Origin of the sequence: Microbacterium proteolyticum (assembly GCF_030818075.1) — a bacterium.
Classification (GTDB): Bacteria; Actinomycetota; Actinomycetes; order Actinomycetales; family Microbacteriaceae; genus Microbacterium; species Microbacterium proteolyticum_A.
The window spans coordinates 826,011-839,912 of record NZ_JAUSZZ010000001.1; the positions used below are offsets into that span (position 1 = coordinate 826,011).

Below are 13,902 nucleotides of genomic sequence, written 5' to 3' on the forward strand. Positions count from 1 at the left end.
AAACATCTTGACCGATTCAACAACTCCGACCGCACCCGCAGGCTGGTTCCCCGCGGGCGTCGATGGGCAGGAGCGCTACTGGGACGGCGCCGAGTGGACCGACCAGGTTCGCCCCGTTGTGACCGATCCCGCTCACACGGGTCACGAGGTCGTGCCGCAGACAGCGCCCGCATCCGAGAAGAAGGCGCGCAACGTGCTCGGAATCGTGGCGCTCGCGGTGGCCGCCGTCGGATTCATCTTCGCCTGCATTCCCGGTGCGCTGATCGTCGGGTGGATTCTGCTCCCGATCAGCTTCATCCTCGGCATCGTCGCCCTCTTCCAGAAAGATAAGCCCAAGTGGCAGGGCGTGACCGCGATCATCGTTTCGGTCGTGGGGACGATCGTCGGGGCGGCCGTGTTCATCGCGGTCGTGGCCGGTGCGTTCAGCGACGCGGTGGACAGCACCGTGACCGGGGAGATCGGCAGCTCCGACGTGGTCGAGGAGGGGTCGACCGGCGAGGCGCCGAGCACCGCGCAGGAGCCGGCCGCGGCCGCCCAGGACCTGGTGGTGGGGGAGACCGCCTTCGGCATGGACACCGAGAGCGGTGTGGGGTGGTACGCCGTGCAGCTCACCAACCCCAACGAGGACTACGTGTACGGCAATGCCGGTATCGATGTGGAGGCTTACGACGCGAACGGCGTGCTGATCGACACCGGCACCGACTACAGCACGATCCTGACGGGCACCTCGTGGTACGTCGGGACGTTCTTCAACGTGGGATCGGCGCAGATCGACCGCATCGAGGTGCGCGGACCGACCTCCGACGCGGCCACGTATTCACCGACCTATGAGACGGGAACCTTCACCGTGGGCGAGGTGACGACGGGCTCCGAATTCGACTGGCTGACCGTGAACGGCACCCTCACCAGCAAGTTCTCCGAAGACCAGGACATGGTTCGCGTCGACCTCCTCGCCCGCGACGGCGGCGGGAAGATCGTCGGTGTCAACTTCACCTACACGGATCGGGTGCCCGCGGGCGGCACGGTCGCGTGGAACGTTCCGTTGTGGAGCGTGCCGCTGGACAGCACGGTCGAGGCCTACCCTCACCTCTGACGCCGGGCAATGAGACGAGGGCCACGGGGGACGATCCTCCGTGGCCCTCGGTCGCACATCGACCGTGTGAGGGGGAACTCGCGGTCCGCGGTCAGGCGGACCGCCGCCCCGGCCCTCTCTCCGCGTCAGCCCTGCAGCACGGGGTAGTCGGTGTAGCCGCGCTCGCCGCCGCCGTAGACCGTGGCCTGGTCGACCTCGTTCTCGTCGGCGCCCTGCTCCCAGCGCGCGACGAGGTCGGGGTTGGCGATGGCCGGGCGGCCCACGGCAACCAGGTCGGCGATGCCGTCGGCGACCGCCGACACGGCCTCGTCGCGGGTGGTGACCGCCGAGAAGCCGGAATTCACGATGAACGTGCCGCCGAAGGCGCGGCGGAGGTCCTGGATCAGGTCGCCGGCGGGGTCGGCGTGCAGCACGCTCAGGTACGCCAGGCCCAGGGGCGCGAGGCCGGCGATGAGGGCTTCGTAGGTGGCGCGGGTCTCGGCGTCGTCCTTCTCCCACACGTCCTGGATGTTGTGGGCGGGCGAGATCCGGATGCCGACGCGGTCGGCGCCGACCTCGGCCACGACGGCCTGGGCGACCTCGATGACGAAGCGGGCGCGGGCCTCGGGCGATCCGCCGTAGGCGTCGGTGCGCTGGTTGGAGGCGGGGGAGAGGAACTCGTGCAGCAGGTAGCCGTTGGCCGCGTGCAGCTCGACGCCGTCGATGCCGGCATCCACTGCCTTGCGGGCGGCGGCGACGAACTCGTCGCGCACGGTCGCGAGCTCCGCGGTCTCGAGGGCGTGGGGCGTGGCGTAGGGCACCTTCGAGCCGTCGGCGAGGCGCACATCGCCGTCGATCGCGATCGCCGAGGGGGCGACGATGCGGTCGGTGCCGGTGATGGCGGGGTGCGTGACGCGTCCGCCGTTCATGAGCTGCATGAAGACGATGCCGCCCTCGGCGTGCACGGCATCCGCCACCTTCGCCCACCCGGCGGCCTGCGCGTCGGTGACGATGCCCGGCTGACCCGGGTACGCCTTCGACTCGTCGCTGGGGTAGACGCCCTCGGTGACGAGCAGGCCGATGCCCGCGCGCTGCGCGTAGTAGGTCGCCACGAGGTGTCCGGGAACGCCGTCGGCGCCGGCGCGCAGGCGGGTCATCGGGGCGAGCGACACACGGTTACGGACGTCGACGGCGCCGACGGTGGTGGGGCTGAACAGGCTCACGAGAGTCCTTTCACGGGGGAACAGGGCCACGGCATCCCAACGAGGGGAGGCGGCTGCCTATTCCACCGGGGCGATCTGACGCGGCCGGGAGGCTTGACGCGCGAGCGAGATCGACGATGTACGGGCGCAGTGGGCCGTCGAGATGGGACTGATCCGCATCGGCGAGGCCGTCGCGAAGATCCCCGCGCCCGTTCGCGAGTGTTTCGACGGTCAGCCGTGGCGGCAGATCATCGACATGCGGAATCTCGCCGCGCATCCGGGGTTATCGGGGGCGATATACCTCCCCCCCCCCGGCCAGCTCGTCAGGGGAGGACGAGCACGGCGCCCGGGTCGCACGGAGAATACATATGAGGCGTCCATCGGGTGTGCCGCGTCAATCAGGTCGAGCAGTGCCGAAGACGGGGAATCGAGCGGCCCAAAAAGCAAAATGGGGTAACAGCGTGCCGCGCCCCCACGGGAGAAAAGAGCGGATGCCAGCCCCCTGGCATCCGCTCCCGCGCCCTCCCTTATGGGCGCCGCACCTCCACCGTCAGCGGCTTGCTCGTCGTCGTGCCGACGGCGTTGGTGAACTCGACGCGGTACGTGTGCGTCCCGACACTCGCCCCGGTGACCGGGGTCCGGGCCGTCTGCGCGAACGGGGTGCGCGGGGTCAGCGCGCCCTCGGCGATGACCGTCTCTCCCTCCAGGAAACCGGTAGCTGGTCGCGTTCGTTCCCGAGCGCAGGGTGGCGGTCAGGGTGAAGGCGCCGTCGCCGTCGCGATTGTCGTGCGTGAGCACGGGAGTGGCAGGCAGTGCCTTGGTGACCTTGACCGTCGTGCTCGTCGTCGCGGTCACGCCCTTCGAGTTGGCCAGTTCGCCGGTGTAGACGTACGTGCCGTTCTTCTTGCCCGACACCTCGACCTTCGCGGACTGGGGGGCCGTACCTCGGTACTCCAGCGGGACGGTCGCGATGAGCGTCCCGTTCTCGTACAGGCGGAACACCGTGGCGTTCTCTCCCTTGAGCAGCGTCATCTTCACCGCGTAATCACCGTCGGCGAACAGGTTGTCGTGCCACAGCTTCGCCTTGCCCGGCTTGGCTTTCGCGCCGTCGGGCACGGTCACGGGCGCGGACCATTCCGACTTCGCCGACTCTCCGGCGCTGTTCACCGCGGTCACCGCGAATCGCGCCGTCGTGCCGGGCTTCAGGCCGGTGACGGATGCCGTGAGCGAGGTGGTCGTCGCCACCGCGGCATCCACCCCCTCTTGATAGACGCGGTACTCCGTGACGGGAGACCCGCCGTCGCCGGCCGGAGCCGTCCACGAGACCGTGGCGCCACCGGTCTGCGGGGTGGCGGTCACGGCGGTGGGGGCGCCCGGTGCCTCGACGTTCTTCCACATCGTGGGGATGAGGGGAGTGACGCTGATCCGCTCGATCACGGCTGTCCCGCCCTCGGACCACGCGCTGATGCGGTCGGCCTCGGCGTTCGGGAACACCTGGTCGGTGATCGTGGTGCGCCCGCCCGCCGCGAACAGCTCCACCGACGCGCGATCGAGGTACGCCTCGACGGTGACCGTGCCGTCGGCGAGGGCGACCGGTGCGTCTTCGACCGAGGCGAAGGCCGGGTGGAAGTCGACGTTGCCCGAGTCGCGCCGGTCGACGAAGACGCGTCCGCTGGTGGTGTCGTAGCCGATGCGGGTGCCCGACGTGTCGTCGCCGAAGACGGTGATGCCCGCCTGCGCCGCGTCGCCGGGACGCAGGGTGAGGTCGACCTTCACGACATCACCGCTCAGCTGCAGATCCGTCGGGCCGTCGACCGCCACATTCGTGCGGGTCTGCGCATTCGTGGCATCCAGTTGCCCGTCGATCTGGGGAACGACCTTCTGCGTGAGGCGGGGACCCTCGGCGGTCGCGGTGAGCGCGACCTCGCGGGGCAGAGCCATCGAACTGCGCCAGGGGGAGGTGGGGATGTCGTTGGCGTAGTCCCAGTTGTTCATCCACCCCTGCATGACGCGGGAATCGGTGTCGGGGGTGCCGGAGTACGTCACGGTGGCGTAGTAGTCGCGGCCCCAGTCGAGCCAGTCGTAGCTCTCGAGCCGGGTGGGCGCGGCCTGGTCGGCGAACATCACCTGGTCGAGCAGGATGTGTCCCCACCCGAAGCGGTTGTTGTCGATGACCCGGATGCTGGCCTGTCGGCCCGTGAACTCGGCGACGTTCCAGCTCGCCCAGTCGAGGTTCTCGCTGTTCGCCCCGGTCGCGGTCCGCACGATCTCTCCGTCAACGACGAGGTTGACGCTCGTCTCATCGCTGCGCACCTGGGCGGGCGTATCGCCGACCACGACGTGGTCGAAGGTGAGATGCCCCCAGCCGCCCGTGGCCTCGTCGCGGATGCGGATCTGCGCCTGCTTCCCCGCGAATTCCGCGGCATCCCACGACACCCAGTTCAGGGCACCGGCCTCGGGCCCGGTCTGTGAACGGACCACCTGCCCGTCGACGACGAGCTCGGCCTGCAGGGTGCCGTCGGTGCGCTTGCCGCCACCGATGAGGAACGACACGTAGTCGCCATTCAGCTCGAACGCGGGAGACAGCATCTCGCCGGTGTTGTCGTCGCCGCGCGGCCCGCCCTCCCAGGTGTTGATGCGCTTGGCGCCCAGGTAGTAGTCGCCGCCGGCGGTGGAGGGGTTGCGCGCCGGGTCGGTGGCGAAGTCGCCGGTCAGCTGCCACCCGCTATCGGCCAGGGTCTGGCCGTCAGGGAGCTCGAAGTCGAACACCGTCGTGCCCGCGGGCGGGTCGTTCGTCAGCTGGGTGCCGTCGACGTGCGGATGCCGTCCGCCGCCGACCAGGAGGTTGATGTACGGGTCGGACACGGTGAACGTCGGCGACTCCAGCGTGCCGACCGGCCAGTCGCCGTCGTGGAAGCCGTTGACGAGACCCGGTCCGACGAAGCCGGTCACCGCGCTCTGGCCCTCGAGGGCGCCGGATGCCGGGGTGAGACCCCACGGTCCGTCCTTCCAGTTGCCGGGTTCGTTGCCGACCGTCCAGCCGTCGAAGGTGCCGTCGTCGAAGCCCGCGGACACCTCGCCCGCCGGGACGTCCTGCGCACCCTGCGTGCTCTCGCTGGTGAAGGTGGTGCCGTCGAATTCGCCGACGAAGTACTGGCCGCCGCTGCCGCCCCCGACGGCACCCGGGTTGAGGTTGACGACCATGACCCACTTGGTGTTGTTCGGGTCGCCGTCGACGGGCAGCTCGAACAGGTCGGGGCACTCCCAGATGCCGCCGGTGGAGTTGGCGGGGCCGAAGTCGGAGAGGTAATCCCAGTCCTTCAGGTTGGTGCTCTTGTAGAGCACGACCTTGTGATCCAGCGCCTCGACCGCGGCCATCACCCAGTACGCGCCGCCGGGGCCGTCGTACCAGAACACCTTGGGGTCGCGGAAGTTCGCCGAGCCGCGGTCGAGCACCGGATTCTGCTCGTACTTCGTCCACGTGTAGCCGTCATCGAGGCTGTAGGCGAGCGACTGCGCCTGGAGTCCTGCGTGCGTCGGGTGGGCCGCTTCGTAGGCGCTCGTGTAGACGGCGATGAGCGGTGGGTTCGTGCCGTCGCCGAACCCGGAGGTGTTGTTCTCGTCGACCACGACGGAGCCCGAGAAGATGCTCTCGATCGCTTGGCCCTGCTCGTTGAGCGTCTGCGGGATGGCCAGGGGCTGCTCGGTCCACGTGAGCAGATCGGTGCTGGTGGCGTGCCCCCAGCTCATGTTCCCCCACCGGTCGCCGTAGGGGTTGTGCTGGAAATACAGGTGATAGACGCCCTTGTGGAAGACCATCCCATTGGGGTCGTTCATCCAGTTCTTCTCGGGCGAGAAATGCACCTGGGGACGGTATTGCTCGTCGCCGAGTCCAACGGATGCCGCGGACGTGGATGCCGCGGACTGCCGCACCGCGGGGAGGGGATCGGCGTGGGCGGGGGCGATCGCGACGACCCCGAGGGACGTCGTCACCGCCACGGTGGTTACGGCGGCGAGGGTTCTGAATCGGTTTCCGGTCGGGCAGATGTTCACACGCGCTCCTTTGTGCGTGCCGCCGTGAGGCAGCGGCTGACATCGGTGTCAGCTCGTTTCGCACAGACGCTAAGCGGTGCCGAACGGGCTCGTCAAATGGTTAACCGAATTAACCATTGTTAACCAGAGAAAAGGCGACCGAGACGGTGCCGTGAGGTGCCGCCACCGTTCGCGGCGGGCGCCTCCCGGCGCTCCGGCCGGGGCGCGTGTTGAGCGGAGGACCGGGGGCGAGCGGAGGACGGATGCCGCGCACGCGTCCTCCGTCTGTCACATGTCCTCCGCTGATCACGGACCCGGGCGTGCGATCCCCTGGTCGCGGCCCCGGGCGTCCATTCCTCCGCTGCGCACGGCCCCGGGCGCGCGATCCTCCGCGCACGGGTACCGAAACCCCGCGCACGGGAACTCCGCGCGACCACCGTGAGCCCCCGCCGCCGTACGATGGGGCCTCCCGCACCCGCCTTGGAGGACCGCTCGATGACCGAGAACCCCCTCGCCCACCGCGTCGATTACACGCTCGACGAGCTCGACGACGCCGCGCTCACGGCATCCCCTCTCGCTCTTCTGCGGCGCTGGCTGCAGGATGCCGCAGACCTCCCGGAGCCGAACGCGATGGTCGTCTCGACGGTGGATGCCGCGGGCGCGCCGACCTCGCGCACGGTGCTGCTGCGCGGGATCGACGACGACGGCGCGTTGTGGTTCTTCACGAACCGCGAGTCGCGGAAGGGGCGGGCGCTGGCCGGGAACCCGGCGGTGTCGATCCTGTTCCCCTGGTATGGGCTGCAGCGGCAGGTGATCGTGCTCGGCACGGCGACGCCCCTGCCGGCGGAGCGGGATGACGCCTACTTCGCGTCGCGGCCGCGCGGTTCGCAGCTGTCGGCGTGGGCGAGCCATCAGTCGGAGCCCGTTGCATCCCGTGCTCTTCTCGAGGAGCAGATGGCGGCGGTGTCGCAGCGGTTCGGGGACGACGAGGCCGTGCCGCGGCCGCCGCACTGGGGCGGGTACCGCGTGGAGCCGCGCGAGATCGAGTTCTGGCAGGGGCGGCCGTCGCGGCTGCACGACCGGATCGTGTTCCTCCGCGACGGCGACGGGTGGACGGGGATGCGGCGGCAACCGTGAGGCGCGTCCGTGTCGGCGCAAGAGGAGACGGCGAAAAACGCCCCGCGCCGTAGATTCGTGGCATCCGCTCCCGCGGAATGACCACGCGCGATTCCCCTGTGAGGCGAAACCATGGCGAAGAAGAACGCGGACAAACCCGACCTCGACGACAAGGCATTCGTCCAGGCGACGTCCGAGGCCAAGTCCCGGTACGGCCGATTCAATCTCGCGATCGTCGGGAGCTCGGGCGTCGGGAAGTCGTCGCTCGTCAATGCGGTGTTCGGCCGCGACTGGGCGAAGGTCGGCCGCGGCCTGCCTGTCACCAGGGGTGTGCAGTTCTACAGCGACGACTCGCTGGGGATCTGGGATGTCGAGGGATTCGAAATCGGCTCGCCCATTCCTCCCGACCAGCAGCTGCGGAACCACCTCGACGCCATCGCCGCGCAGTCCGGCGATCAGCAGATCTCCGTCGTCTGGTACTGCGTGAAGGCCAACGACGACCGGCTCACCCCCGCCGACATCGCGATGATCCGCGAGCTGGATGCCCGGGGTCTGCCGGTGATCCTGGTGCTCACGAAGGTCGATTGGATCAAGAATCCGCTCACCGGCAGCCAGGGCGTCGCGAAAGACGTGCAGGCCTTCGTCGACTGGCTCCACGACCCCGTCGACCAGACGACCGGCGAACGCATCGATGTGCCGTATCGCCGCGTCATCCTCACCTCCACCCGAGACCGGCACGGGAAGGGCAAGGGGCACGGCCTCGGTGACCTTGTCACCGAGACGCTGGCCCTCGCTCCCGAGCGCGACAAGGACGCCTTTCGCATCGCACAGCGCCTCAACCTCCCGTGGAAGCGCGAGATGGCCCGGCCGATCATCGCCACGGCGGCCGCAGCGGCAGCGGGGGCTGCGACCGTTCCGCTTCCTGTCTCGGATGCTCTCACTCTGGCGCCGATCCAGCTCACGATGATGGGGCGGATCGCCGCCATCTACGACCTCGAGGTCAAGACCATGCTGTCGGCGGGAGCCCTCGCCCAGTTCGGCGTGCAGGTCGCCGGGCGGGCGCTGGCGACCAGCTTCCTCAAGCTGATCCCCGGTGCCGGCATCGTCGTCAACGCCGCGGTGGCCGGTGCGCTTACCGCGGCGACGGGGGAGAGCTGGATGAAGATCTGCGAACTGCTCCACACCGGCAAGATCGACGTGCGCAAGCTCGACCAGGAGTGGTCGAAATACGCGCCGAGCTTCATGGACGTCGCGCGCAAGCTCGTCGAGCGGCGCGTCGGCCGGACGTAGCGGCGTCGGGCGGGCTCATCCGGGCGCGTGATGAGCGGAGGACGTGGGGTGGGCGGAGGATGGATGCCGTCGGGGCGTCCTCCGTTTGCCCCTGCTCCTCCGCTCGTCACGTCCTTGGGCATGGTTTCGGTTGCGGCGTCGCTCCGGCGACGGCCGCGGCCCGCTTGGGTGACGGCGGCGGCCGGCTTGGGTGGCTGCCGCGGAGTGAGCGTCGGCGGCTCGGTGGTCGTTGCCCCGCGCGTGATGAGCGGAGGACGTGGGGTGAGCGGAGGATGGATGCCGTCGGGGCGTCCTCCCGTCGCCGCTGCCCCTCCGCTCGTCACGGCTGCGGATGCGGCTCGGCCAGCACGACCGGCGCAACCCACGAGCGGGTGACCTCGGACCGCTGGGCGGCCTCGAATGCCAGCATCGCAGCGCCCACGCGGCCGGCGTGCGAACCGAGCGCCGCCGTGACCAGGCGCGGGGCGTCGCGCCAGGCGAGGGCCGCGGCGAGGCGCGCGCGCAGGGGGTCGACGAGCACGTCCCCGGCCTGCGCGACGCCACCACCGAGCACGATCACCTCGGGGTCGACGAGCAGCGTGAGGGTCGCCAACCCCGTCGCGAGGGCGTCGAGTCCCTCCGACCACACGCGCGCCGCGACAGGGTCGGTGTCGACGCGGGCGGCGATGGCGGCGGCATCCGGGGGCTCGACGAGCAGGTCGTCGCCGAGGAGTGAGGTGGCTGCGGCGTAGCGGCGCGCGAGGCCCGCGCCCGAGAAGTACACCTCGAGGCACCCGCGCTGTCCGCACGTGCACAGCTCTCCGCCGGGGACGGCGGGGATGTGGCCCAGCTCGCCGGCTCCCGCGATGGCACCCTCGACGGCGCGTCCGTCCGAGGTGATCGCGGCGGCGACGCCGGTGCCGATCGCGGCGAAGACGGCATCGCCCGATCCGGCGGCGGCGCCCAGGGCGCGCTCGGCTGCGCCCGCCGCGCGCACGTCGTGACCCACCGCGACGGGGAGGCCGATCGCCTCGCTGAGGATTCGCGCGAGGGGCACGTCGGTCCACCCGAGCGTCGCGGCGTAGAGGACGGTGCCGGTGGCGCTGTCGATGAGCCCGGGGCTCACCACACCGGCGCCCACGACGGTGCGGCCCATGGCATCCGCGGCTTTCATGAGGTCGCGGAGCAGGTCGGCGATCCGCGTGACCGTCTCGGCGCCCGAGCTACCGGTCGCGATGCGAGCGCCGCGGAGCACGCGTCCATCGACGTCGACCAACGCGCCCTTGGCGGAGGTGCCGCCGATGTCGACGGCGACCACGGCCGGGTGCGAACCGTCGGCCGGGCCCGGAGAGCCAGGCATCACGCGCCCGTCGCTGTCGACCGGCGCGCCCTTGGCGGAGGTGCCGCCGATGTCGACGGCGACCACGGCCGGGTTCGACGGCTGCGCGGTGTCGGCCTGGATCCGGGAGCTGCGTATCAGCCCCCCGTCGGCGACCACGGCCGGGTGCGGCGGGAGCGCGCTCGCGGCAGCGGCGGCGACCGTGTCACGGACTACCGACTCGTCGGTCACGAGGTGCCCGCGATCGGAGGCGATTTGTGCGCGCAGATGCACTTCGCGCACCCCCGTGCGGGCGATCAGCGCCGCCACGTTCTGGGCGCGCACCGATCCGCCGGCCAGCACGATCGGCATCCGGGAGTTGTCCGACCGTGCGTGCAGGGCGCGGAGCACGTCGGCCCCCTCCTCCGCCGTCGCAGCCCCGCCCGAAGTGAGCACCCGCTCGACGCCGTGCTGCGCGAGGGTCTCGTAGGCGTCGACGAGGTCGACCGTGTCGTTGAACGCCTTGTGGAAGGTGACCGGCACGGTGCCGGCAGCCTCGCGGATGGCGGCGAGAGCCGGAACGTCGACGCGGTTCTCGGCGGTGAGGGCGCCGAAGACGATGCCGACGCGGACGCTGCTCGTCTCGGCCAGCGCAGCGATCGCGCGGGTGTCGGCGACCATCACGCGCAGCTCGTCGTCGGAGTACACGAAGTCGCCCCCGCGCGAGCGGACCATGATCTGCACGCCCACGCGGTGAACCGACGCGAGCACCGTCTGGATCATGCCGAGGCTGGGAGTGGTGCCGCCCTCGAGCAGATCGGCGCAGAGCTCCACGCGATCGGCGCCCGCGCGTTCGGCGGCGAGCACGCCGGCGAGGTCGTCGACGCAGATCTCGACGAGCGCGCGAGGGACGCCCGCGGCGAGGGATGCCGTCACCGCGACACTCCGACTTGCTCGTGGGTCTCGCGGGCGACGGCGAGGGGCGCGCGGGGCGGCGCGGGCGGTGTCACGGGCCTGGATCCTTCCCGCGGTGTCGCCCGCGATGTCGATCTGTCGACGCGGGGTGAGTCCTCGAGCGTCGGTGGATGAAGACTGTCAGTACCGTGTTACGCGGATGATTCGATGCCACCCGACTCCACGGCGTGAAACGCTGGACGCACGATGACCGACTCCACGCCCGCCGATCGCCTCCGCGCCGCCCTCGCGCACTCCGACGCCTCCGCGCGGCTGCAGACGGCGCTCGCCGCGGGAACGCGGCCCCACGACAGCTACATCGCCGAGCTCGTCGCCCGGTGCGCCGTCGAGAGCGACTTCTTCGTGCGCGACATGCTCACGTGGGCGTTGACGCGGCACGACCCCGCGCGGGCGGTCGCGGCGCTGCTGCCCGAGGTGGGGTCCGACGTGCCGCAGGCACGCAGTCAGGCGCTGCACACGCTGTCGAAGATCGGCGATCCCGCCGCGTTCGCCGTGATCACGCCGGCGGTGCTGCGCGACCGGCACCCCGAGGTGGCACGGGCGGCGTGGCGCACGGCATCCGGTCTCGTTCCCGACGACGCGCACGAGGCGCTCGCCGACGAGCTCGCCACGCAGTTCGGCCGCGGCGACCACGACACCCAGCGGAGCCTCAGCCGGGCCTTCGCGGCGATCGGATACCGCGCCGAACCAGCCGTCGAGCGGGCGGCGGCGTCGCCGTACGACGTCGTCAGCGCGCACGCGCGGGCCACGGCGATCGTCATGGACGACCCCGACACGGAGTTCGCCGAAGCGGTGGTGGAGGCGCGACGGGTGGTGGCGCAACGGGCGCTGCCTGCGGAGGACTGACCGAGCGGCTCTGAGCCTCGCGCGGCACGGCTTGGGCGGCTCCGTCCGGCCCGAGTCGCCCAGAGCAGCTCCTCAGCGGGGCTGCTGAGCGAGCCGTGTCACCGCAGGGCGTACTGCCACACCCGCGGCACGGCCCCACCGGCGACCCACTCCCGCAGTATCTCGACGCCCCAGAGGTCGAGTCCCCACGTGTCGGGAACATGGATGCCGCCGATACCCGCGGCATCCGGTCTCTTCGTCCGCCGAGCGAGGCCGTCGGGCAGGCGGCTTCCCTCGAGGTCGAGGATCGGATCGACCACGACGACCTCATCGCCCTCGGGGAGGGTGCGTGCGCGTTCGACCAGCGCCCGCACCTTCCAGTGCTCCCACATCACGTTCGGGCCGGTGTCGACGCGGTCGTCGGTGGGCGGCGCGGGAAGTTCGGCGGCATCCGGGAATCGCACGGCATCCTCCAGCCCGATCTCGGCGGCCAGTGCCTGCAGCGCGCGCGGGTCGATGAGACGGCCGGTGTTCCAGACGACATCGACACCGTCCGCGACGAACTCGCGAAGGGCTCGGTGCACGTCGGGGCGGAAGAAGAAGCGTCCGTCGGCCGTCACATCGGCGTCGTCGGGAACGGGCAGGGGTGCTTCCTCCCTGCCCTCGCGCATCGCCGCATAGGCGCGGATCGGCGAGTCGATCTCGACCAGGAGGGTGCCGTCGACGCTGAGGAGAATCGTTCGCCGGGCCATTCGTCAAGTGTGCCTCCCGCTCGCCCGTCAACCCCTACCCCCTATCGGGGATCTCCCGACCACGGGGGAGTACCGTCTCTCAAGGTCTGCGCGACTCCACGTGCTCAGGTCGACCCCCCAACGGTGTCGTCGACGGGCATCTCGTCGCGCTCGCACGCGACACGGGAGGCGACCATCACCACCACGATGACCGCGCCCCCGCTGGCGACGGCCCCCGGACCCCTCGACCGCGTGCGCACCCTGCCCTCGCTCACGGGCCTGCGGTGGGCGACGGCGATGCTCATCTTCGGCCACCACATCATGGCGGTGCAGTACATCGCCGGTACGGCGGGCGACGTGTGGAGCTTCGTCTTCGAGGCGGGCAAGACCGGCGTGACGCTCTTCTTCATCCTCTCGGGCTTCGTGCTGGCGTGGGGCTACAAGCCGCAGCAGAGCGCCCGCTCGTTCTGGTGGCACCGCGTCGCGCGCATCTACCCGCTGCACGTCGTGGGCGTCGGGCTCGCGCTCCTCGCCGCCGCGACCCTCGTGCCCGAGATCCGAACCGACGGCGCCGCACCGCTCATGGCCAACGTCTTCCTCGTGAACGGCTGGGTGCCCGACTGGTGGCAGGCGGGAAACCCCGCAAGCTGGTCGCTCGTGTGCGAGGCCTTCTTCTATCTCGGCTTCCCGCTCCTCATCCGTCCGCTCGTGCGGGCGTCGAATCGCGCACTGACGGTCGTGGTCGTGGCATCCCTCGTTCTGGTCGCCCTGGCCCCGCAGATCGCCGCCCTCGCTCCGGGCGTGCTGTCGTCGGCATCCACTCCCCTCCTGCGCCTGCCGGAGTTCGTCGTCGGCATGACCGTGGCGCTGATGCTGAAGCGCGGACGATGGATGCCGCTGCGCCTGTCGATCGCGCTGCCCCTGGCCGTCGCCGGATACGCGCTGTCGGAGGCGCCGATGCTGCCGGGCACCGACGTGCACCCCGGCCTCGCCGCCACCGTCGGGTTCTACGCGCTGCTCATCGCGTCGCTCGCGAACGCCGACGCCCGCGGACGCTCGACGTTCCTCGCCCGGCCGCTCTGGCAGGAGCTCGGGCGGGTGTCGTTCGCGTTCTACCTCGTGCACCTGCTGGTGATCGCGTCGGTGTCGTCGGGGTGGCCCGGCGGGCATCCGGAGCTTCCGTGGCAGCGGGCGCTGCTGCTCGCGCTCGCCGCGTTCGGCATCGCGCTGGCGATCGCGTGGGCGATGCACAGGCTGGTCGAGATTCCGGCGCAGCGGTGGCTGCTGCAGTACGACCGGTCGCGTGTGGCGGCGCGGCCCGCGTCGACCCTGGTCGCGGAGGACGCGCGCGCGTAGGCTCGC

9 protein-coding genes and 1 pseudogene are annotated in these 13,902 nt (G+C 70.7%); 6 read left to right on the forward strand and 4 right to left on the reverse strand.

Features of this window, described 5'->3' with window-relative positions; genetic code table 11:
* Positions 1 to 7 precede the first annotated feature (7 nt).
* Positions 8 to 1,093: a DUF2510 domain-containing protein gene (locus tag QE392_RS03930; RefSeq protein WP_307448198.1), complete on the forward strand. Its 1,086-nt coding sequence runs from the start codon at positions 8 to 10 to the stop codon at positions 1,091 to 1,093.
* Positions 1,094 to 1,218: 125 nt separating this feature from the next.
* Here the strand turns inward: QE392_RS03930 and QE392_RS03935 are convergent, their stop codons facing one another.
* A complete protein-coding gene (locus QE392_RS03935; RefSeq protein WP_307448202.1) occupies positions 1,219 to 2,295 on the reverse strand; it encodes an alkene reductase in 1,077 nt (358 codons plus the stop codon).
* A 142-nt stretch (positions 2,296 to 2,437) separates the two neighbouring features.
* Here QE392_RS03935 and QE392_RS17490 point away from each other — a divergent pair.
* A pseudogene (locus tag QE392_RS17490) lies at positions 2,438 to 2,491 on the forward strand (hypothetical protein); the annotation flags it as partial.
* A 14-nt stretch (positions 2,492 to 2,505) separates the two neighbouring features.
* Here the strand turns inward: QE392_RS17490 and QE392_RS03940 are convergent.
* On the reverse strand, positions 2,506 to 6,111 hold the full coding sequence (locus tag QE392_RS03940; protein WP_307454014.1) for a GH32 C-terminal domain-containing protein: 3,606 nt from the start codon (positions 6,109 to 6,111) through the stop codon (positions 2,506 to 2,508).
* Between the two features lie 690 nt (positions 6,112 to 6,801).
* Here QE392_RS03940 and pdxH point away from each other — a divergent pair.
* Together pdxH and QE392_RS03950 are read left to right on the forward strand one after the other, a co-directional pair.
* Complete coding sequence (gene pdxH / locus QE392_RS03945; RefSeq protein ID WP_307448205.1) at positions 6,802 to 7,443, forward strand: pyridoxamine 5'-phosphate oxidase; 642 nt, start codon at positions 6,802 to 6,804, stop codon at positions 7,441 to 7,443.
* 111 nt (positions 7,444 to 7,554) lie between these two features.
* Positions 7,555 to 8,712 (forward strand): GTPase, encoded by a 1,158-nt coding sequence (locus QE392_RS03950; protein ID WP_307448208.1) that lies wholly within the window; start codon positions 7,555 to 7,557, stop codon positions 8,710 to 8,712.
* A 319-nt stretch (positions 8,713 to 9,031) separates the two neighbouring features.
* Here QE392_RS03950 and QE392_RS03955 read toward each other — a convergent pair whose 3' ends face one another.
* Complete coding sequence (locus tag QE392_RS03955; protein WP_307448212.1) at positions 9,032 to 10,945, reverse strand: copper homeostasis protein CutC; 1,914 nt, start codon at positions 10,943 to 10,945, stop codon at positions 9,032 to 9,034.
* Between the two features lie 225 nt (positions 10,946 to 11,170).
* On the opposite strand from QE392_RS03955, the gene QE392_RS03960 reads away from it, so the two are divergent.
* Positions 11,171 to 11,830, forward strand: a complete 660-nt coding sequence (locus QE392_RS03960; protein WP_307448215.1) for a HEAT repeat domain-containing protein — start codon at positions 11,171 to 11,173, stop codon at positions 11,828 to 11,830.
* A 98-nt stretch (positions 11,831 to 11,928) separates the two neighbouring features.
* On the opposite strand, the gene QE392_RS03965 is transcribed toward QE392_RS03960, so the two are convergent.
* Positions 11,929 to 12,561 carry a hypothetical protein gene (locus tag QE392_RS03965; RefSeq protein WP_307448218.1) on the reverse strand — a complete coding sequence of 211 codons (633 nt, stop codon included), beginning with the start codon at positions 12,559 to 12,561 and terminating at the stop codon, positions 11,929 to 11,931.
* A 186-nt stretch (positions 12,562 to 12,747) separates the two neighbouring features.
* On the opposite strand from QE392_RS03965, the gene QE392_RS03970 reads away from it, so the two are divergent.
* Positions 12,748 to 13,896, forward strand: coding sequence for an acyltransferase family protein (locus QE392_RS03970; RefSeq protein WP_307448221.1), 1,149 nt, complete (start codon positions 12,748 to 12,750; stop codon positions 13,894 to 13,896).
* Positions 13,897 to 13,902: the final 6 nt, after the last annotated feature.